Origin of the sequence: Roseateles sp. (genome assembly GCF_052436255.1) — a bacterium.
Lineage (GTDB): Bacteria > Pseudomonadota > Gammaproteobacteria > Burkholderiales > Burkholderiaceae_C > Pelomonas.
The window spans coordinates 1-17,206 of sequence record NZ_JBQVNP010000011.1 but is presented as its reverse complement, the minus strand read 5'-3'; the positions used below and the strand labels follow the sequence as shown (position 1 = coordinate 17,206).

Below are 17,206 nucleotides of genomic sequence, written 5' to 3'. Positions count from 1 at the left end.
AGCCAAAGAAATCCCCCGGGCGGTCAGGCCCGAGGGACAGGCCATCACGCCGGTCGCGCTGGTTGCGGCCAGCCCGGTCGTGATGGATACAGGGAGAAGGGTGGGCGCCCTGCCCCGGTTTACGCTCGCGGTCCCTACGACTACGAGCCCAAGGAGGGCGCCCATGGAAGACCTGGAACGATTCGGACGCGACATCGCAGACGACTTGATGCTCGACGCGCTGCTGTTGGCTCTGCGCATGCACGCGCCAGCCACGTTCAATGGCGTGCACGACCGCTTCATCGCGATGTCACCAACCAAGCGCGAAGGCTTGCCAGAGCAGTCACGAGCCAGCTTCGACGCAAGGCAGAAGGTGCTGGCGGAAAAGCTGGTGATGCTTCGGCAGCAGCTAAAGCGCTGATCTGCGCGGCCAGCGCACGGTTTTCCGGGTGGAGTGCTTGGGTCTGCATCTCAGGCCTCCACAGCTTCAGCCGCGAGGCAATGCTTCGCCCACTCGCCAGCAATCCAGTTCACACCCTTGGCCGTGAACTTGGTGGTCGTGAAGGCATGCTCGGTGGCGGTTGCCACGCCAGCCCGAACCACAAACCGGCCGGCGTCAATGTGCTGCTGGTGCGCAGTCAGCTTGCCCGCCAGCCGATACATGATCTTCTTGGCCAGCACGAACTCGGTAAACCGAGCCTCGTTGGCCTTCAGCAGCTTGCAGGTCTCGCGGAAGCCCTTCAGGCCATCAGCTTGAACAAAGCGGTCGACAAAGGCCACGGCCGGCGCGGCGGCTTCGATTTGGGCTTGCTGCTGCTCAATGCGTTCGGCCTGCTCGGCAGCGAGGCGCAGCGCGCCGGCCAGGGATGTAGGGACTTGGAAGGTGGGCGCGCCCTGGGCTTCGAGTTCCTGCCAGCGGTCAATCACCTTGGCGCGCAGCTCGACGCTGTACCCCGAGGCCACAACCATCGTGTCGCGGTAGTTCAGCCGGAACTCGCTGTACGTCTGGCCGTTCTGAGGATGCGTGTAGGGGGTCTCGTTTCCAGAAACGACACCCCGCTCGATCAGGGCGCGCACGGTCTTCAGCACGCTGTCGTGCGAGGTCTTGACCAACTCCGCGATCTCGCGGCTGGTCATCGTCGGGGCTTGGGTGACGAGTTCCATGGCCTATGCCCCCTGCCCTGCCGCAACGCGGCGAGCGGGCTTGACGGGCTTCGCGGCGATGCGCTGGTTGCGAAACGCGGCCCAAGGGAAATCCGGCAGCAACTCCTCGCAGCGCACGGCACCATCGGTGAGTTGTTCGATCTGAATGCAGCGCTCGGCTGGAACCTTCCGCTTGCCGGTACACCACTCGTTGACGGTCGGGGGCTTCAAGCCCAGCAGTCGGGCCACTGCCCCCTGGCCACCGAGGTGCTTGCATGCTCGGGCGATAGGTGTGTTCGGGGTGTCCATGCGGCCAGTATAAGGCGCCGCCTTACTTTGTCAACGGAATTGCCTAATGAGGCGCCGTCAACCGAACATAAGGCAATGCTTACAGGCAAAGACCTTGGAGCAGCCATCGAGGCTGCGCGCGTGCTCAAGAAGATCTCCAAGGCAAAGCTGGCGGAAGACTTCGGGGTGAAGGCGCCATCCGTGCAGGACTGGGTGAACAAAGGCACCATCGACAAGGCGAAGCTGCCAAAGCTGTGGGCCTACTTCGCCGATGTAGCCGGCCCGAGCCATTGGGGCCTTGCGTCCTTCGCCTCAGAGCCGCCGCCTGAACAGCCTGCGGCCGCCGTCATCGCGGTTGAAGCAGCCCTTGCAGCTCTCGGCGACGCCCTGGCCGCGGACATGCCGCCCGAGGTGCGCCAGGACGTTGCCGACCTGCTCCACAAGATGGCAATGCGGCGCGGTGACACCAGAAATCAGCGCGAGTTGGCGCGCCTGTTAGGGGCCGAAGTCGGTGAAAAGTTACGCCCTGCCGGTTCTGCGCTGGATCAGCCTATGAGCCACCCCGCCCCTGATGATTCGACCAGCCCCCAAGGTCTAGGGGGAGGCAAAAGGGAGGGATCAGGATGGATCAGCAACGACAGGCGCACAGACCCGCAGCGGACGAACAGATCGCCGTTGGACCGCAAACAGGGCGAAGCGGGGACGGGGACGGAGGGGACGGACCAATGAAGCGCGCCAGACCGTTCCGGCTCTTGCACCTTCGGCAGAGCGTCAGCCACGAAACCGTCGAGTGCCTGCGCGAGCTGCTAAGCCAGGCTGAGGCGGGGAAGATCATCGGCATCAGCTACACCGTCATGGCCGCAAACCGCGAGTTCTTCTACAGCTCTTGCGGGGAGGCCCATCGCAATCCAGCCTGGGCTACAGCCATGGCGGCCACGCTGTTCCATGGGACTTTGAAACGTGTTTTTGGGGAGGAATGATGAAGGCTGCCGCAACCGTGTTGCTTGCCGTGTTCGCCACATCCGGCCAAGCAGCCCCAGTGACAGTGCTAGGGGTAGAGATTGCCGGGCGCCCGCTTCCGCAATTGTCCTCGTGTCCGCGTGATTTGCGGACTGTGAAGCGCATGTGCACGCATGAAAAGCCTTTCGTGGTCAAGAGCGGCGGGTCTGTCGTGAAGGTCGGGTTGCCCGGCGCGGACGAATTGCCGGAATGGGCATCGCAGGGAGGGATTAAGCTGATCCTAAGCAGTCGCCGCACGGTGGAATCGTTGGAAGTCTTCATGATCCCAAACACGGAGAAGCACGCTATCGCACAGTCGGTGACAGGCCGCTTTGGGCTTCCAGAGTGGACTAACCTGCCAGCTATTGGTGTCGCCACGGGCGCGACGTGGAACACAGCCGACCTGGAAATTCGGCTGGCTTGCGGGCCGCTGCAAAATGAGAACTGCTCAGTCGAATTCCGGTCCCGCGCTGCTGCCGATGAAGTGAAACGAGCTGCCGAGGATCGGGCCAAAGCGCGGAAGCCGCTGTAACCGCCCCCTGCCCCCTGTCAAGCCCGCCCAGTGCGGGCTTTTTTGCATCTGCCTCACAAAAATAAGGCTACGCCTATTGACGCATTGATAAGGCGTCGCCTAATATGCAGCCAAGCCCCAAGACAACGCCAAACGGCGGGGGCAGCGAGGCAGGGAATGCAAGCACAGAGCGCGGCCCGCAGCGGCCAGACCCTCGGCGGCCGGGCAGTCATTGAGCTGCACCTTCAGGACGCCCGTCGCGACTTGGCGGAACTGCTGGAGCGCCGTGGCGGCTTGCTTCGCCAGGCGGATGTGGAGCGCGCACTGGCCTGCGAGCCTGGGCGCCACACCGCCCGGCACAACTGCAGGGCCGCGAGCCTGCGCCTCGACGCGTTCCTGATGGACCCCGACGTCGCCGCCGCCAAGCTGCGCGTGCGCAACCTCGAATCGCAGCTGCAGAGCGGCCCCGCCCAGGCCGTCGCCCCGGTGGTCCTGGAATCCGAATGGGTCGCCGGGCAGGACGACACGCACAACTACGCGGGAGCAGCGGCATGAGCGGCCTCCGGCACAACGTCGCGGACCACGAAGCCATGGTCCACGAGCACAACCGGTTCACCGACACGGTTGGCGACGCGGTCATCCGCATCCAGGACGAGGCCTACAAGCTCGGCCACGCGCGGGCCAAGGCGGAAGCCGGCGAGCTGCGGGACTTGGTTGTGGAGACGCTGGCCAGCTTCGCCGTCAGCTTCCGCGACCAGGGCCTGCGCGACCGGCTGCAGGCTGCTGTCGACGCCGCGCGAGGTGCCGCATGAGCCCCGCCGTCTACCTCATCCTCGCCACGCTGGCTGCTGTGGCCTCCTGCTTCGTGGCTCGCTGGGCCGGCCGGAACCTGTACGGCAAGCATTCCGGGGCCGTCACGCGCGTTGCATGGCTTGCGGCTGCGGCCTGCGCGGTCCATGCCGGTGTCATTGCTTGGAGGCTGTCGTGAACGCCCGCCGCATGACCGCCCACCGCGCCCTGCCGCTGCCGCCTGACCGGCCCTGGATCGCGCCGCAAGGCCGCCCCGAGCAAGGCTGGCCGGCCCGCCGCTGCTCGCCCGAGGTCCAGCCCGCGCCGGCCGAGGCATGCACTGAGCTTGGCGCCGATGACGACCGGCCCGACGACCTGTCGCCGGCCGAGGCCTACCTGCTGACGGTCATCTACCTGCTGTCCACCTGCATTGCGACCTGGGCTTTGTGCCTGATCGCGGATGCGTTGAAGGCGGCAGCGCGATGAGTCCGCACAACCACGGGCGACTCGCTGACTTCGCCGTCATCGCCATTGCCGCACTGACCGCCTTCCTGTGGCAGGTCGGCGTCTTTTCCTAACTGGACAACCACATGAACGCAATCACCCGACAAGAAGGCGGCGCGCTCGCGCTGTCCGAGCCCGAGCTGCTGGACGTGCTCAGCAGCAGCCTCTACCCCGGTGCGAACCACGGCAGCATCCGCATGGTCCTAGGCTACTGCAAGGCGGCCGGCCTGGACCCCATGCAGAAGCCGGTCCACATCGTCCCCATGTGGGACAGCAAGGCCGGGCAGATGCGTGATGTGGTCATGCCCGGCGTCGGCCTCTACCGCACGCAGGCCAGCCGCTCCAACCAGATGGCCGGCATCAGCGAGCCCGAGTTCGGGCCGATGCTGACGGAAGAGATCGGCGGCCAGACCGTCACGTATCCCGACTGGTGCAAGGTCACCGTCAAGCGCCTGCTGCCCAGCGGCCAGGTCGCCACGTTCACGGCCGTCGAGTACTGGACGGAGAACTACGCGATCAAGGGCGGCAAGGAAAAGAGCATCGCGCCCAATGCCATGTGGTCGAAGCGCCCGCGCGGCCAGCTGGCCAAGTGCGCCGAAGCCCAGGCCCTGCGCAAGGCGTTCCCCGAGGTCGGCTCTACGCCCACGGCCGAAGAGATGGAAGGGAAGGCGCTGGACGCGCAGGCCGAGCCGAAGCACATGGGAGCGGCAGAGGTTGTTGGATCGCCACCCCCGCCCCCGCCGCCCGCGACCTGGCCCGACGACAAGTTCGCCGAGCAAATGCCCCGCTGGACCCGCGCTGTCGCCGAGGGCATCAAGACCACGAACGACATCCTGGGCTGGGCGCTGGCGCGCGGCGCCCTGACGCCCGAGCAGACAGCCCAGATCAACGCGCTCAAGCGCGAGGAGTCCCCCGCCACCGAAGCCACCGAGGCCGCCGAATGAACATCGTCCAGCTGACCCAGGGCACGCCCGAATGGCATGCCCACCGCTTGAACCACTTCAACGCCAGCGACGCGCCGGCCATGATGGGCTGCTCGCCGTACAAGACCCGCGCGCAGCTGCTCAAGGAAGTCGCGACCGGCCTCACCGAGGAGGTCGACGCGCAGACACAGCGGCTGTTTGACGACGGCCACCGTACCGAAGCGCTGGCCCGTCCCATCGCCGAAGAGATCATCGGCGAGGACCTGTCGCCCGTCGTTGGGACCAACGGCCCGTTGTCGGCCAGCTTCGACGGCCTGACGTTCCTCTATGACCAGAGCTTCGAGTGCAAGCGCCTGAACAAGCGCCTGCGTGAAGCGATGGTGCCAGGCTGCACCGGCGCTGACCTGCCGCTTGACTATCAGGTCCAGATGGAACAGCAGCACGCCGTGAACGATACGTGCGAGAGGACACTGTTCGTCGCGGCCCAGTTCGACGACGAGGGCAACCTCGTCGAAGAGCGCCACTGCTGGTACACGCCGAACCTGGAGCTGCGCGCCCGCATCGTGGCCGGCTGGGCCCAGTTCGAGGCCGACGTAGCCGCCTACCAGCCCGCCGAGGTCGTGCCTGCCGTGGTCGCCGAGCCGGTGCAGGCCCTGCCCGCCGTGCTGGTCAAGGTCACCGGCGAGATCGCCATCACGGCGAACTTCGGCGCGTTCGAGACCGCGCTGCGCGACTTCCTGGAGCACCGCCTTATCCGTGAGCCGAAGACCGATCAGGACTTCGCTGACCTGGACCTGCAGATCAAGGCCATGAAGGGCGCCGAGGCCGCGCTGGACGCCGCCGAGACGCAGATGCTGGCGCAGATCCAGACCGTCGACACCGCCAAGAAGACGAAGGACATGCTGGCCGCGCTGGTCCGCACAAACCGTCTGATGGCAGAGAAGCTGCTGGCCAGCGAGAAGGAGCGCCGCAAGGCCGAGATCGTGTCGGACGGCCAGAAGGCGGCCCAGCAGCATTACGCCGCCTTGCATGCCCGCGTCGGCGTGTCCTTCTCCGTTCCGTCTGACTTCCCGGGTGCCATCAAGAACAAGCGCAGCCTGGCCAGCATGGAAGACGCGATCAGCACCGAACTGGCGCGGGTCAAGATCGAGCTGAACCGCGTCGCCGACCTGATCGACGCCAACCGCAAGGCGATGAACGATGCTGACGCGGCCGGGCTCTTTCCCGACTTCCCAGCGGTGTGCACCAAGCCGGCCGAGGACTTCGCCAACCTCGTGACCAGCCGCCGGGCCGTCGCACGGCAGCGCATCGAGGCAGAGCGCGAGCGCATCCGGGCCGAGGAAGTGGCGCGGCTGGAGCGCGAGGCCGCAGCGCAGCGCCAGCGCGAGGCGGTCGAGGCACAGGCCCGCGCCGACGAGGCCGCCCGCCTGGAGCGCCAAGCCTCCGCCGACCTGGCCGCCAAGAACATCGCAGCGCAGGACTCCCAACAGGTTTTGAAGGCAGAGGCAAGCACGCCCGACGCTACCGACCGGGATGCTCCTGTCATCACCAGCCCGAGCGTCGGCTCTATGGGCGCTGGGCAAGCCGCCGACGCGGCCCCTTCTGTGGCACCAGCCCCCGAGGTGCGCGCCTTCCGCCGCACTGTCGCGACCACCATGGCCGAGCCCTACACCGTCCGCCTCGGCGAGATCCAGGCGCTGATTGCGCCCTACACGATCACCGCCGAAGGCATCGCCCAGGAGGGCTTCCAGTTCCGCGTCGAGCGCGGCATGAAGTTCTACCGCCAGTCGGACGCCCGCGCCCTCTGCATCAAGGCCAGCAAGCACTTCGCGGCGAAGGCTGAAGAGCTGCAGCAGGCAGCCTGACATGAGCACCGACACCGCCCGCAACAAGGCCACATCCATCCACAACAACCGCGCCCGCGTGGTCAACCTGCTGGACGCCGCCGAGAAGGACACCGACGCCGTGAGCGTCTTCATGGACGGCAGCAGCGCCGCGGACACCGAGCGCGCCATCTTCGTCGTGAAGGGTCGCGACCACATCGCCTACCTGATGGCGTTACTGGAGCGTCAGGGCCTGCTCAACGCTGCGAAGCCGGTGGAAGGAAACGCGCCATGAAGTTCAACCTCATCAACCCGAGCGACGCCTACCACTTCGAGGCCGATGACCTTGAGATCGCGGCAGTCATGGTCTGCGTGCTGGGGGCCGGCAAGTACGGCGCCGATCCGCTGGGCGCTGACCGTGCCAACGGCGTTCCGGTTTTCATCTTCGGCGGCCATGACGCATGGTTCACCGAGCGCTTCGGCCGGTCCTTCGAGGGCACGGTTGAGCACTGCCTTGAAACCCGCGCCGACGCACTCGCCCGCGCCTTCGATTCCGTGACGCTGACCAACGGCCGGCGCAGCAGCCTCAACAACATCGGGGCCAACGCTCGTGAGTACGCCAAGGCGGTCCGCAGCAAGGCGGCAGAGGCGAAGACGGAGCCCGTCCATGGCTAGCCGTCGCCTTCGCCAGCGCGCCCAGGCCCGGCCCTGGCAATCAAAACCCGATCAAGAAACGCCGGCCATCCCCTGGGATGCCCTGGCCGCAGACCTCGCCAAGCGCGAGCAGCAACCTCAACCCGCGAAGCAAACGCAATGACCAAGACCACCACTCCCGCCATCGACTTGCCCGAAGACATCACCACGGCGGTGGACGCGCGCCTGTTCGGTGCCGTCGCCGTCTTCCGTGCCAAGCAGGACATCCGCTGGTATCTCAACGGCGTGCACTTGATGCCGCACCCGTGTGGTTCTGGCGTTCTGATCGTCGCCACGAACGGCCATCAGCTCGGCGTGGCGTTTGATGCCAACGGCCGCACGCCGGGCCCGCAGACGCTGACCTGCAGTTCCAAGCTCGCGGCGTCTGCGCGCGACTGCCGCAACCGCCCGGACTCCCGCGTCGTCATTCAGGACGGCCGCATCCGCGTGCTGTCGGCGCTGCTGGAAGAGATGCATGTACAGCCAGGCCCTCCGACCATCGAAGCGGTCGAATACCCGAAGGTGCTGCGCGTGCTGGCACCGGCCCTCGGCGAGTTGCGCCCCGGCTGCCAAGGCCCGTTCAACCCGAAGTACCTGGGCGTGCTGGACAAGCTGGGCGCGGACCTGAGCAGCCGGACGACGGCGCCGCTCTTCCACTGGACCACGCCGGACGGGATGCTCATCACTCGCTTCGCCGCGGAGTCGGAGTTGATGGCCGTGACGATGTCGCTGCGCGATCAGGACACGAGCATGGCATCAGCGCCGGTTCCGCTCATGCTACGTGGCGCCGTGGAGCGCGAACGCGCCGCTGCTGAAGCAGCCGCTCAGAAGGACAACGAGGCGAAGGCTGACGACCTGGCCGGCACCGCGATCAGCCGCGTCAACGCCGATGCAGAGCCGGCAGAGGCCTGAAACCCATCCCCTCCGCGAGCACAAGGAAACTGACATGAACTTCAACTTCCAGATCGACATCGAGGGCATCGTGGCTGCGGCCGTGGCGCCCGAGCGCATCCAGCCGCTGCTGGATGGCGCCATCACCAAGGCCCTAAAGGACTCCCTGGAGGAGGCCACCGGCTACCGCAGCGAGTTCCGCAAGCTTCTGACGCAGCAGCTCTCCGAAGCGCTGCCGCACGGCCTGCGCGTGCACGACGTGGCGAAGTTCCAGCACATGCTGAACATCGCGGTCAGCAATGCTGTCGATGGCGCCAACGCGGCGGCCCTGAAGACCGCGCTGGAGCGGGTCGCACAGTCGGTGATGCCGGAGGTGCCTGCTCGCATCAAGCTGTCGGAGCTGCTGGAGCAGGCCCGAGGCGGCCTCCACAAAGACGACCACGAGCGGTTCTACGCACGCTTCGAGCCGTCCCAGTACAGCAGCGGCGGCGGGCATTTGTATCTGGACTCGGATCCCAACACGCGGGACACCTACCACGCCGACATACGCCTCGCTTTCACGGGCGACGGGGCGATCTACGCCCTCAAGCTGAGCGGCCACGACATCACCCCGAAGTCCACTCCGGCCGTCGTGGGCGACTTCGACGGCTTGCTGCTGGCGATGTACTGCGGCCGAACCACCCTGGATGTGGACATGGATGAGGACGAGGTTGAGAGCGCCTGCGAGGCGAAGGAAGACTGACTGCGATGACCACCGAACAAATCCAATCCCCCCAGCCTGCACAGTCGCTGGTCCAGCGCCTGCGCGATGAGGCCGACCTGTGCCGAGCCGAGACGGCCGACGACATCGCCCAGCTGCTGGATGAAGCTGCCGAGCAGCTGCAAATCACGGGCCGTCAACTGTTCGAGACCGAGGGCCGCGCCGGTGCGCTGTCTCGCGACTTGGCGTCGTCGAAAGGCTGCGTCAGCGAGTGGGTGACGTTCGGCTCCAACGTCACCGACGCCCTGGGCCTGCAGGTCATGTCGCCGAAGGCGGTCCTGGCCGAGATTGCCCGGTTGCGCGCGATCCAAGCCCCTGAGGGTGCAGAGCTGACCTGGACTGCCGCCCCGCGCTTTGTCGAATGGGGCGCCGGCATGATGGTCGCCGACATCCAGCTCGACAGCGACTCGACGGCCACGATCTACGCCCACAGCGACGACTTGGGGAAGGTCCGCGCCGCCCTTGCCGCCCAGCCCGATCCCCGCCGCGCCGGCCTGGCCGACCTGACCCGGCTGGACGAAGAGATGCGAGCCCCAGCAGAGGGGGATTCGCTGACCGATGAGCAGGCCATCGAGTTCGCCTCGGCGCTGGAGGTGCACCGCGCGCTGCGGATCGTTGCCGATGTCGCCGCGCTGCCTATCGGCGGCGCTGACGTGGACATGCCGACGCCGCTGCATGCGGGCTACCAGCTCGCCTGCGAGGAAATCGCCGAACGCATCCGCACCGAGGTGCATGTCCTGCCGGGCGGCCTGACGCTGCCTGGCTGCGGCCCGCTGCCATCGGTTCGCCAACCTGCCGACGCTGCCCATCCCCAGCCCAAGGGGACGGCCCCCGAATGGCGCGGCCTGACGCCCGACGAGCGCGCGGCTTTCGTGAACGAAATCTGCGAGTACGGAACCGGCTTCGTGGCGCCGCTGTTCTCGCTGGCCGAATCCCTCGAAGACGTGCTCAAGGTCAGAAACAGCGGCGACTCCCAAGCCGCCGCGCCTGACGGCTACAAGCTGCTGGAGGACGGCAAGACCGCGATCCCGGCTGACTGGACGCCGCTGCGCCTGGAGTGGGAGCCCGGCTACCCGGAAGACGTAGCCTTCGGCCCGCAGCGCATGATGGATCGGCTCAAGAAGTGGCTCGACCGCTACTTCGCCGCCCGCGTGGCCGAGGCCGCCGCCCAAGCCCCCGCGCCTGCACCTGACGACAAGGCGCTGATGCAGGTCCTGGAAGAGCGTGACGCCGCCAGCGACTACATCGACGCCCTGCTTGACGAGGTGCTGGGCACCGACCGCCACGAGTGGACGAGCAACTACGGCCATGCCGACGCGATGGCCGAGGTGCGGGAGCGGATGTCGTCGCTGCTCCAGCCGATGGTGGACAAGGCATGGGGCCGATTCGAGGCTGCCGTCCAAGCCCCCGCAGTAAAGGATCACCCATGAATGACGATCTTGGCGACCGCATGAAGCTGTACGAGTCGGCGGAAGCCGGCCGGCGCCTCATGCCACTGCTGCCCATCCTGGCGCGCATCGACGGCCGGGCTTTCCACTCGTTCACGCGTGGCATGGATCGCCCGTTTGATCCAACGTTCTCGGCCTGCATGCTGGACACGACCGTCGAGCTGGTGCGCCACACCGGCGCCTGCCTGGGCTACACGCAGAGCGACGAAATCACGCTGGCCTGGCACAGCGAGACGATGCAGAGCCAGGTCTGGTTCGACGGCCGCGTGGCGAAGATGACCAGCCAGCTCGCTGCCCAGGCGACGCTGATCTTCTATCGGCTGGTGCTGGAGCGCATGCCTCAGTACGCTGACCGACTGCCGACCTTCGACGCCCGCGTCTGGTCTGTGCCCAACCGCACCGAGGGGGCGAACTGCTTCCTGTGGCGCGAGTGGGACGCCACCAAGAACAGCATCACGATGGCGGCCTCGGCCTATTACAGCCACCGGGAGCTGCAGGGGCGCAACGGCCGGGACAAGCACGACATGCTGCACGCCAAGGGCGTCAACTGGAACGACTACCCTGCGCTGTTCAAGCGTGGCGCCTATGTCCAGCGCCGGCAAACCACGGCGCCATTCACGGCCGAAGAGATAGACGCGCTGCCGCCGAAGCACTTCGCGCGCACGAACCCTGCGCTTGTCGTTGAGCGGTCGGTCGTCGCCGTGCTGGACATGCCGCCCTTCGGCTCGGTCAGCAACCGCGAGGCGGTCGTGTTCAACGGCGCGCGGCCTGTTTCCCATGTGCCGGTACAAGGTACGGCGCCGTGAGCTATCCGTCCTTCGGCGGCTTGGCCTTCTCCAGCACGGCCCGCGCCCAGGCGTGGCCCAGGTGGTCCACCTTGTCTTTCAAGGCCGGGCTGACGCGCATGCCAAGGAACGCGGTCAGGGCGGACTCTGGCGGAGCGGGCGGTCTGCCGCGAGGGCGCTTCGGCTTCTCTTCCATGGCGAGAGTCTAGCGCATTTGATGTTTAACAAAAACAGCTTGCAGTTGCGCATTTAATGTTTAACAATAAATGCACCTCAACGCACAACCTGGAGAGCGAGATGAGCTACGAGAACGTTCAGAAGAACCTACGCGCATGGGGCATGACGGCCGGCAGCAATGCGCCCGAACTCGTCCAGAGCGATGCCGTCGATGCCGCGCTGGAGAAGCTGAAGCAACCTCCTGTCGTGCCTCTGGGTGCCCTGCCCTATCAGCCGACGTACCCGACTGGCCATGTGATGCGCGATTGGTCCCAAGGCTGGAACGCGTGCCTTGACTGCATCACCGGAAAGGCGATGGACGGCCGCGAGCCGATCCTGATGGACGAATGCGACCGCCAGCGTCTGGCCCTCGCCATCTGCCCCGAACTGCGCAGCCTGATCGAACGGAGTTCGGCATGAGCAAAGAAGAGCTGAAGCGGGTCATTGACGCGTTCTTCACCAATGACAAGCGGCCAATACACGAAACCTTGCGCGACTTGCAAGAAGTCCTCGACTACGCGGAAGCGCTGGTGGAGTCCACGCGGTCTGAAATCGAATGATTTCAATCCCCTCACAGGGCACAACGCCCACCACCAAGGACTGACCATGCTCTACACCCTGATCCTGTTTGTGACCATCGGCGCGATTTCGGACAAGGATTCCATGGCGCTGACGAATGTTGTCGGCTTCAAGGACCAAGCTGCATGCGAAGCCGCTGGCCGCGCCGCTGTCGCCAAGTTCGGCACCGGCACCAAGCGCGCCGATTTCATCTGCGCCGCTGTCATCCCGGCCAGCCGCACGATCCCCTGATCCAAGGTTCGCCGGTCGCACATGAAAACCGAACTGGTTCTGCTGATCGTGACCGCACTGGTGGCCGCTGGCGGCTACCTCTTCAACTGCCACATGGCCGGCCGCTGGCTGACCTGGAAGGAATGGGGTGAATTCAATGGCGACTGACCTGGATCCGAACGAGGAAGACGCTGGCGCCCTGTGGGCCGAGATTCATCGGCTGCGCGCCGCTGTGCAAGGGCCAGACGGCTACGAGACCTGGCAGCAGGCTGCTGTCGCTGAGCGCGTGCGCCGCGTGGCTGCCGAGAAGACCCTTGCCAGCATGTCGGCCGACGACTTGCGGGAGCCGAAGAACGGCACCGCCTGGCGAGTCGATTGGTGGAACGAGTCGGCCCGCTTGATGCTGCCCGCAGGCTCCAAGCTCGACAGCTCCCAGTCGTTCAAGAACGGCACGCTGATGTTCACCATCAAGCGCGCAGCCTGATTTCAATACTTCATTGCCGGACATTGCCATGACACAACTCTCCGACCGCGAACGCATCCTGACAACCCTGGTGGACCGCCTGAGCACGACGATGCTCCTACGCCCCAACGGCCGCGTGCATGACGCCGATTCCTTCAGCGACGGCTACGGCGGCCACTACGTCCACTTCGCCTACTACCGTAAGCCCGTCAAGGGCGATCTGGTCATCGGCAAGACCGGCCGCATCGACCAATGGAAGGTGGGTTTCTACGAGGAGCACAAAGACCCGTCCATGGGCCTGCACGTCATCCGCGACATCAACACCGGCCAGCCCTGCGACTACGGCAACGAGGAGTTCGTGCCGATTGTTGGCATGGACCCTACGGCCCTGCTGGTGCGGGACGAGCGCCGCGTGTACGAGAAGGTGTTGGAGGCGTTCGCCGAGGGCGACGAGTACCTGTACCGCTTCGGGGGCTTCAGGTTTGACGGCGAGGGCCGCGCCGTGGTTCGGGTGCGCGAGAGCCACGGCGGCTTCGGCAGGGAGAGCGTGCCCTTTGAGATCGTCATCGGCTGGACGCCGGAGGCGACCGTCGAGGAAATCCTGGCCGCGATGCGCGCTGGTGGCTACGGCACCAAGAGCTTCCGCCCCGAGCAGGCGCCCGGCGCCTGACTTTCCTAGCCCCTGCCGACGCCCATGAGCATCCTGCACATCCATGCGCCACCCGTCACCCGCTTCGCTGCGGTCAACGAATGCCCGACCTGCCAGCGTCCGCGCCGGATGCTGGGCGAACACGCCGAGTGGTACGGCACAACCTGGACCTGCGCTGGCTGCGGCGACCAGTGGTCAGACGGCGAGATGCATGAGCGCCCGTTTGCGCCGGGCTGGCGCGCTCGATCAATCCGGGAAGCCCGAGCGCGGCTCGCTGAGCTCGGCGTTCCTGCGTGATTCCCGTCCCCCTGCCACGCACAACACCATGACCAACACCCCCACCACAGCGGGCGCCAAAGGCTGACACACCCATGAGCACCTACTCCCCTACCGTCGATGTGGCCGGCGCCGCGGACCTGATGAAAGTCCACCCGCAGACCGTGCTCGACAAGATCGCCAGCGGCGAACTGCGCGCCGGCAAGATGGGCCGGAGCTACGTGATGCTGACCGCCGACGTGCTCAAGCACATCGAGGAAGCCATCGTGCGCGAGACGGCTGCGCGCATGCGGACGCCCCTGAAGCCAGCCGAGGCCAAGCCACGGCGCCGCACCACGACCCCGGCCTGACGCTCACCACAGGTGCGTGGCCAAGTCGCTACCCCGCAGGTTGGCATAGCGCATCATCATCCGGTGGCTGCGGTGGCCGGTGATCTTCATGATCTGCGCCTCGCTTAGCTTGGTGCGCTCGAACAGCCGGGACGTCGCTTCGTGCCGCAGGTCGTGAAACGTCAGGTCGCCGAACCCTTCCGTCTCGAAGATGCTGCCGTAGAGCTTGCTCAGGAAGTGCGTGGTGCGCGCCAGCTCGCGCTTTGATGACTCCCCGTTCCACCACGGGTAGAGCAGATTGGCGGGCGCGCCGGCCGGCAGCGTCCGAACCTTCAGGTAGGCCTGCAGCTCGGCCTTGGCCACGCTGCTCAATGGCACCTGGCGCTTGTCGCCATTCTTGGTCTTGTCCAGGAAGATCGTCGAGCGAGCCAGATCCACCTGATCCACTTCCAGCGTGTACTGCTCGCGCATGCGCATCGCCGTCTCGACGGCCACCACGAAGGCGCAGCGCACCGCCGGCTGGAACTCCAACGGCCGCGGGCGCTGCTTGCGCGGCAGCACGCCCAGTTCGATCCTGGCCAGCGCCTTGTCGAACTCGCCTTCTTCCAGCCGCCGGTCGCGCTCGACGTCGACCCGCTTGACGCCGGCCAGCGCCTCGTCGTTCTTGCTGTACTGGGCGTAGCCCTCGGGCAGCGTGCGCAGCGGGTGATCGGGCATCGTCAGCAGGCCCTTGCGCATGCCCCAGTCCGTGCAGCGCGCCAGCGCCCCGACCTTGGCCCGTATCGACGTCGGCGCCAGCTTGTCGATGCGCTTCATGTCGGAGATCCAGTCGTCCACCCACTTCGTCGTGATGGCGGCCAGCGGAGTCGTGCCGCAGCGCTTGGCGATGACGTCCAGCTCCGAGCGGTCTTTGTCGCTCGGGTGCGCCTCCGACTGAAACAGCCGCGCCAGCTGCTCGATATTCGACACCCTGGCGTCCGCCCGGTGCTCGGTCGGCACGATGCCGCGGTCTAGCAGCGCATCGAGCCGGGCCGCGTAGGAATCCCCTTCGGCTTCGCTTTCAAACGTCAGGTAGAGGGGCTTATCAAGCACGCCTGCGCGCTTGAAAACATATTCCCACTTGCCCGTTCTCGTCTTGCGTTTGCCAGCCATACCGTGCGCGCCCCGCCAATAGTGGAGCGACGCACTTTACGGTGGTTTGCCGGTTGGGTGACGCCTGTCTTTGGCTGGTCAAGGCTGCCTGTGGCTGCCTTTGTCGCTGGTTTAGCGCTGAATATATATCCAGTCAAATCGCTGTAAGCTGTTGATTTACAACGGATATAACTGGTGGGCGCTGACGGGCTCGAACCGCCGACAATCTCCGTGTAAGGGAGGTGCTCTACCAACTGAGCTAAGCGCCCGGGAATTCCGGAACCGGCTGGATGTTCAGTTCACGGCGTCTTTGAGCGCCTTGCCGGGTTTGAACTTCGGCACCTTGGCCGACTTGATCTTGATCGTATCGCCTGTGCGCGGGTTGCGGCCGGCTCGCGCGGCCCGCTTGGTAATGCTGAAGGTGCCGAAGCCTACCAGCGACACCGTGCCGTTCTTCTTCAGCGTCGTCTTGACGCCACCGATCACGGCTTCGAGCGCACGACCTGCGGCAGCCTTGGAAATGTCGGCCTGCTTAGCGATGTGCTCGATCAATTCAGACTTGTTCACTCGTGCCCCCTCTTGACGATTCTGCGGACTGTTGAGCCCTGCGCAGGGATGTGTGCAGGACAGCAAAGCGGATGTCGATCCCACAGTGCGCAGCCGTATAGGGCCATCGAATGAAGGCAGGGAAGCGCGCGGGAAGCGGATTCTAGACGCGTGTCTCGGCATGTGCGGGGCGGGAAAAGTCCCGATACAACTCGGTCTCCGAGTCGGCTCTTGAGGAGCATCAACGCGCTTTGGCGCGGATTTCGGGCAGCGCCTTCTGCAGGTAATAGACCATGGACCAGATGGTCAGCACGACGGCCGCGTAGATCAGCCAGGTGCCCCATTCATGCGTCGGGATAACACCAAAAAGCCGGCCGTCGTACAGCAGGAAGGGAATCGCGACCATCTGCGCCGTTGTCTTGAGCTTGCCCACCATGTGGACCGCGACGCTGCGCGACGCGCCGATCTGCGCCATCCATTCACGCAGGGCCGAGATCGTGATTTCGCGGCCGATGATGACCAGCGCGACAAACGCGTCCACGCGCTGAAGCTTCAAAAGCACAAGCAAGGCCGAGCAGACCATCAGCTTGTCGGCCACCGGGTCGAGGAAGGCGCCGAATGATGAGGTCTGGTTGAGCTTGCGGGCCAGGTAGCCGTCCAGCCAGTCGGTCAAAGCCACGACGATGAAGAGCACCGTGGCGAACAGGTTCTGGTGGGCGGACGTGAGCTCCAGATAGAACACCCCGACGATCAGCGGGATGGCCACGATGCGGGCCCAGGTCAGCAGAGTCGGCAGCGTCAGGAACATGGCGGCCATTGTGCCCAAGCTTGGAGCGCTGCGAGGAAGGGTATCGGCCTGAATGCTTTGCGCCGCGATGCGCTGGATCAGTCGAGGCTGCGCGGCTTGAAGCGGCGGTACTCGTCAAACAAGAATGTCTCGGTGAACCGCCAGGGTTCTGGCAGGCGGCGCACATCGCCAAAGGGCGCGGCGCGATGCACGGCATCGATGGCCATCTGCAGCGTCTCGGGGCCAAACCGCGGGGGCCGCACGACATTGATCTTGCGCACGCTGCCATCGGCCTTGACCTCGACCTCCAGGACGATGACGGTCAGCAGATGCGACGGTGCGGGCGTCATGTAGCTGCGCTCGGGGTTGGCCATGACGAGGCGCTCGGCCGCCTGGCGGCGAAGTTCTTCATGCGTGCGCACCGGCTTGGGCGGGGGCATGCCGGGCGGCTTGGGCAAGGCGGCGTGGGGCGGGGGCGCAGGGG

30 protein-coding genes and 1 tRNA gene are annotated in these 17,206 nt (G+C 65.8%); 24 read left to right on the top strand and 7 right to left on the bottom strand.

Annotated elements, in window-relative coordinates:
• The first annotated feature begins 163 nt into the window (after nt 1-163).
• Nucleotides 164-400 carry a hypothetical protein gene (locus ACT6S0_RS04735; protein ID WP_444762742.1) on the top strand — a complete coding sequence of 79 codons (237 nt, stop codon included), beginning with the start codon at nt 164-166 and terminating at the stop codon, nt 398-400.
• A 50-nt stretch (nt 401-450) separates the two neighbouring features.
• Here ACT6S0_RS04735 and ACT6S0_RS04730 read toward each other — a convergent pair whose 3' ends face one another.
• Nucleotides 451-1,143 (bottom strand): phage antirepressor KilAC domain-containing protein, encoded by a 693-nt coding sequence (locus ACT6S0_RS04730; protein ID WP_444762741.1) that lies wholly within the window; start codon nt 1,141-1,143, stop codon nt 451-453.
• A 3-nt stretch (nt 1,144-1,146) separates the two neighbouring features.
• Complete coding sequence (locus tag ACT6S0_RS04725; protein WP_444762740.1) at nt 1,147-1,431, bottom strand: helix-turn-helix domain-containing protein; 285 nt, start codon at nt 1,429-1,431, stop codon at nt 1,147-1,149.
• A gap of 75 nt (nt 1,432-1,506) precedes the next feature.
• Between ACT6S0_RS04725 and ACT6S0_RS04720 the strand changes: the two genes are divergently transcribed.
• From ACT6S0_RS04720 to ACT6S0_RS04610, 23 genes are all read left to right on the top strand, one after another.
• Nucleotides 1,507-2,139 carry a helix-turn-helix domain-containing protein gene (locus ACT6S0_RS04720; protein ID WP_444762739.1) on the top strand — a complete coding sequence of 211 codons (633 nt, stop codon included), beginning with the start codon at nt 1,507-1,509 and terminating at the stop codon, nt 2,137-2,139.
• Nucleotides 2,136-2,390 carry a hypothetical protein gene (locus ACT6S0_RS04715; protein ID WP_444762738.1) on the top strand — a complete coding sequence of 85 codons (255 nt, stop codon included), beginning with the start codon at nt 2,136-2,138 and terminating at the stop codon, nt 2,388-2,390. Before ACT6S0_RS04720 ends, ACT6S0_RS04715 begins: the two co-directional genes overlap by 4 nt.
• Nucleotides 2,391-2,533: 143 nt before the next feature.
• Nucleotides 2,534-2,941, top strand: a complete 408-nt coding sequence (locus ACT6S0_RS04710; protein WP_444762737.1) for a hypothetical protein — start codon at nt 2,534-2,536, stop codon at nt 2,939-2,941.
• Between the two features lie 156 nt (nt 2,942-3,097).
• A complete protein-coding gene (locus tag ACT6S0_RS04705) occupies nt 3,098-3,475 on the top strand; it encodes a hypothetical protein (RefSeq protein WP_444762736.1) in 378 nt (125 codons plus the stop codon).
• Nucleotides 3,472-3,732 (top strand): hypothetical protein, encoded by a 261-nt coding sequence (locus ACT6S0_RS04700; protein WP_444762735.1) that lies wholly within the window; start codon nt 3,472-3,474, stop codon nt 3,730-3,732. Before ACT6S0_RS04705 ends, ACT6S0_RS04700 begins: the two co-directional genes overlap by 4 nt.
• Complete coding sequence (locus ACT6S0_RS04695; RefSeq protein WP_444762734.1) at nt 3,729-3,908, top strand: hypothetical protein; 180 nt, start codon at nt 3,729-3,731, stop codon at nt 3,906-3,908. The genes ACT6S0_RS04700 and ACT6S0_RS04695 overlap by 4 nt, the downstream gene beginning before the upstream one ends.
• Nucleotides 3,905-4,195 (top strand): hypothetical protein, encoded by a 291-nt coding sequence (locus ACT6S0_RS04690; RefSeq protein WP_444762733.1) that lies wholly within the window; start codon nt 3,905-3,907, stop codon nt 4,193-4,195. The genes ACT6S0_RS04695 and ACT6S0_RS04690 overlap by 4 nt, the downstream gene beginning before the upstream one ends.
• Nucleotides 4,196-4,299: 104 nt before the next feature.
• Nucleotides 4,300-5,157, top strand: coding sequence for a phage recombination protein Bet (bet, locus tag ACT6S0_RS04685; protein ID WP_444762732.1), 858 nt, complete (start codon nt 4,300-4,302; stop codon nt 5,155-5,157).
• A complete protein-coding gene (locus ACT6S0_RS04680; RefSeq protein WP_444762731.1) occupies nt 5,154-7,001 on the top strand; it encodes a YqaJ viral recombinase family protein in 1,848 nt (615 codons plus the stop codon). The genes bet and ACT6S0_RS04680 overlap by 4 nt, the downstream gene beginning before the upstream one ends.
• A 1-nt stretch (nt 7,002) precedes the next feature.
• Nucleotides 7,003-7,254, top strand: coding sequence for a hypothetical protein (locus ACT6S0_RS04675; RefSeq protein WP_444762730.1), 252 nt, complete (start codon nt 7,003-7,005; stop codon nt 7,252-7,254).
• Nucleotides 7,251-7,634: a hypothetical protein gene (locus ACT6S0_RS04670; protein ID WP_444762729.1), complete on the top strand. Its 384-nt coding sequence runs from the start codon at nt 7,251-7,253 to the stop codon at nt 7,632-7,634. Before ACT6S0_RS04675 ends, ACT6S0_RS04670 begins: the two co-directional genes overlap by 4 nt.
• A gap of 138 nt (nt 7,635-7,772) precedes the next feature.
• Nucleotides 7,773-8,564 carry a hypothetical protein gene (locus ACT6S0_RS04665; RefSeq protein WP_444762728.1) on the top strand — a complete coding sequence of 264 codons (792 nt, stop codon included), beginning with the start codon at nt 7,773-7,775 and terminating at the stop codon, nt 8,562-8,564.
• A gap of 34 nt (nt 8,565-8,598) precedes the next feature.
• The gene (locus ACT6S0_RS04660; RefSeq protein ID WP_444762727.1) at nt 8,599-9,285 is read left to right on the top strand and encodes a hypothetical protein; all 687 of its coding nucleotides are present in this window, start codon (nt 8,599-8,601) and stop codon (nt 9,283-9,285) included.
• A gap of 5 nt (nt 9,286-9,290) precedes the next feature.
• Complete coding sequence (locus tag ACT6S0_RS04655) at nt 9,291-10,733, top strand: hypothetical protein (protein ID WP_444762726.1); 1,443 nt, start codon at nt 9,291-9,293, stop codon at nt 10,731-10,733.
• Nucleotides 10,730-11,557 carry a tRNA(His) guanylyltransferase Thg1 family protein gene (locus ACT6S0_RS04650; protein WP_444762725.1) on the top strand — a complete coding sequence of 276 codons (828 nt, stop codon included), beginning with the start codon at nt 10,730-10,732 and terminating at the stop codon, nt 11,555-11,557. The genes ACT6S0_RS04655 and ACT6S0_RS04650 overlap by 4 nt, the downstream gene beginning before the upstream one ends.
• 276 nt (nt 11,558-11,833) lie before the next feature.
• On the top strand, nt 11,834-12,172 hold the full coding sequence (locus ACT6S0_RS04645; RefSeq protein WP_444762724.1) for a hypothetical protein: 339 nt from the start codon (nt 11,834-11,836) through the stop codon (nt 12,170-12,172).
• A complete protein-coding gene (locus tag ACT6S0_RS04640) occupies nt 12,169-12,312 on the top strand; it encodes a hypothetical protein (protein WP_444762723.1) in 144 nt (47 codons plus the stop codon). The genes ACT6S0_RS04645 and ACT6S0_RS04640 overlap by 4 nt, the downstream gene beginning before the upstream one ends.
• Nucleotides 12,313-12,358: 46 nt before the next feature.
• Nucleotides 12,359-12,562, top strand: coding sequence for a hypothetical protein (locus ACT6S0_RS04635; protein WP_444762722.1), 204 nt, complete (start codon nt 12,359-12,361; stop codon nt 12,560-12,562).
• Between the two features lie 21 nt (nt 12,563-12,583).
• A complete protein-coding gene (locus ACT6S0_RS04630) occupies nt 12,584-12,709 on the top strand; it encodes a hypothetical protein (RefSeq protein WP_444762721.1) in 126 nt (41 codons plus the stop codon).
• Nucleotides 12,699-13,025: a hypothetical protein gene (locus ACT6S0_RS04625; RefSeq protein WP_444762720.1), complete on the top strand. Its 327-nt coding sequence runs from the start codon at nt 12,699-12,701 to the stop codon at nt 13,023-13,025. The genes ACT6S0_RS04630 and ACT6S0_RS04625 overlap by 11 nt, the downstream gene beginning before the upstream one ends.
• A 28-nt stretch (nt 13,026-13,053) precedes the next feature.
• A complete protein-coding gene (locus ACT6S0_RS04620; RefSeq protein ID WP_444762719.1) occupies nt 13,054-13,674 on the top strand; it encodes a hypothetical protein in 621 nt (206 codons plus the stop codon).
• A gap of 24 nt (nt 13,675-13,698) precedes the next feature.
• Complete coding sequence (locus ACT6S0_RS04615) at nt 13,699-13,950, top strand: hypothetical protein (RefSeq protein WP_444762718.1); 252 nt, start codon at nt 13,699-13,701, stop codon at nt 13,948-13,950.
• A 74-nt stretch (nt 13,951-14,024) separates the two neighbouring features.
• A complete protein-coding gene (locus tag ACT6S0_RS04610) occupies nt 14,025-14,279 on the top strand; it encodes a helix-turn-helix domain-containing protein (protein ID WP_444762717.1) in 255 nt (84 codons plus the stop codon).
• Nucleotides 14,280-14,282: 3 nt separating this feature from the next.
• On the opposite strand, the gene ACT6S0_RS04605 is transcribed toward ACT6S0_RS04610, so the two are convergent.
• The 5 genes from ACT6S0_RS04605 to ACT6S0_RS04585 all read right to left on the bottom strand — a co-directional run.
• Nucleotides 14,283-15,350, bottom strand: coding sequence for a site-specific integrase (locus tag ACT6S0_RS04605; protein ID WP_444762716.1), 1,068 nt, complete (start codon nt 15,348-15,350; stop codon nt 14,283-14,285).
• A 232-nt stretch (nt 15,351-15,582) separates the two neighbouring features.
• Nucleotides 15,583-15,658, bottom strand: a tRNA-Val gene (locus tag ACT6S0_RS04600).
• A 25-nt stretch (nt 15,659-15,683) separates the two neighbouring features.
• Nucleotides 15,684-15,956, bottom strand: coding sequence for an HU family DNA-binding protein (locus ACT6S0_RS04595; protein WP_056201680.1), 273 nt, complete (start codon nt 15,954-15,956; stop codon nt 15,684-15,686).
• Nucleotides 15,957-16,176: 220 nt separating this feature from the next.
• Nucleotides 16,177-16,743, bottom strand: coding sequence for a CDP-diacylglycerol--glycerol-3-phosphate 3-phosphatidyltransferase (gene pgsA / locus ACT6S0_RS04590; protein WP_444762715.1), 567 nt, complete (start codon nt 16,741-16,743; stop codon nt 16,177-16,179).
• A 77-nt stretch (nt 16,744-16,820) separates the two neighbouring features.
• Nucleotides 16,821-17,206: hypothetical protein (locus tag ACT6S0_RS04585; RefSeq protein ID WP_444762714.1), on the bottom strand; the 386-nt coding region annotated here is incomplete at its 5' end.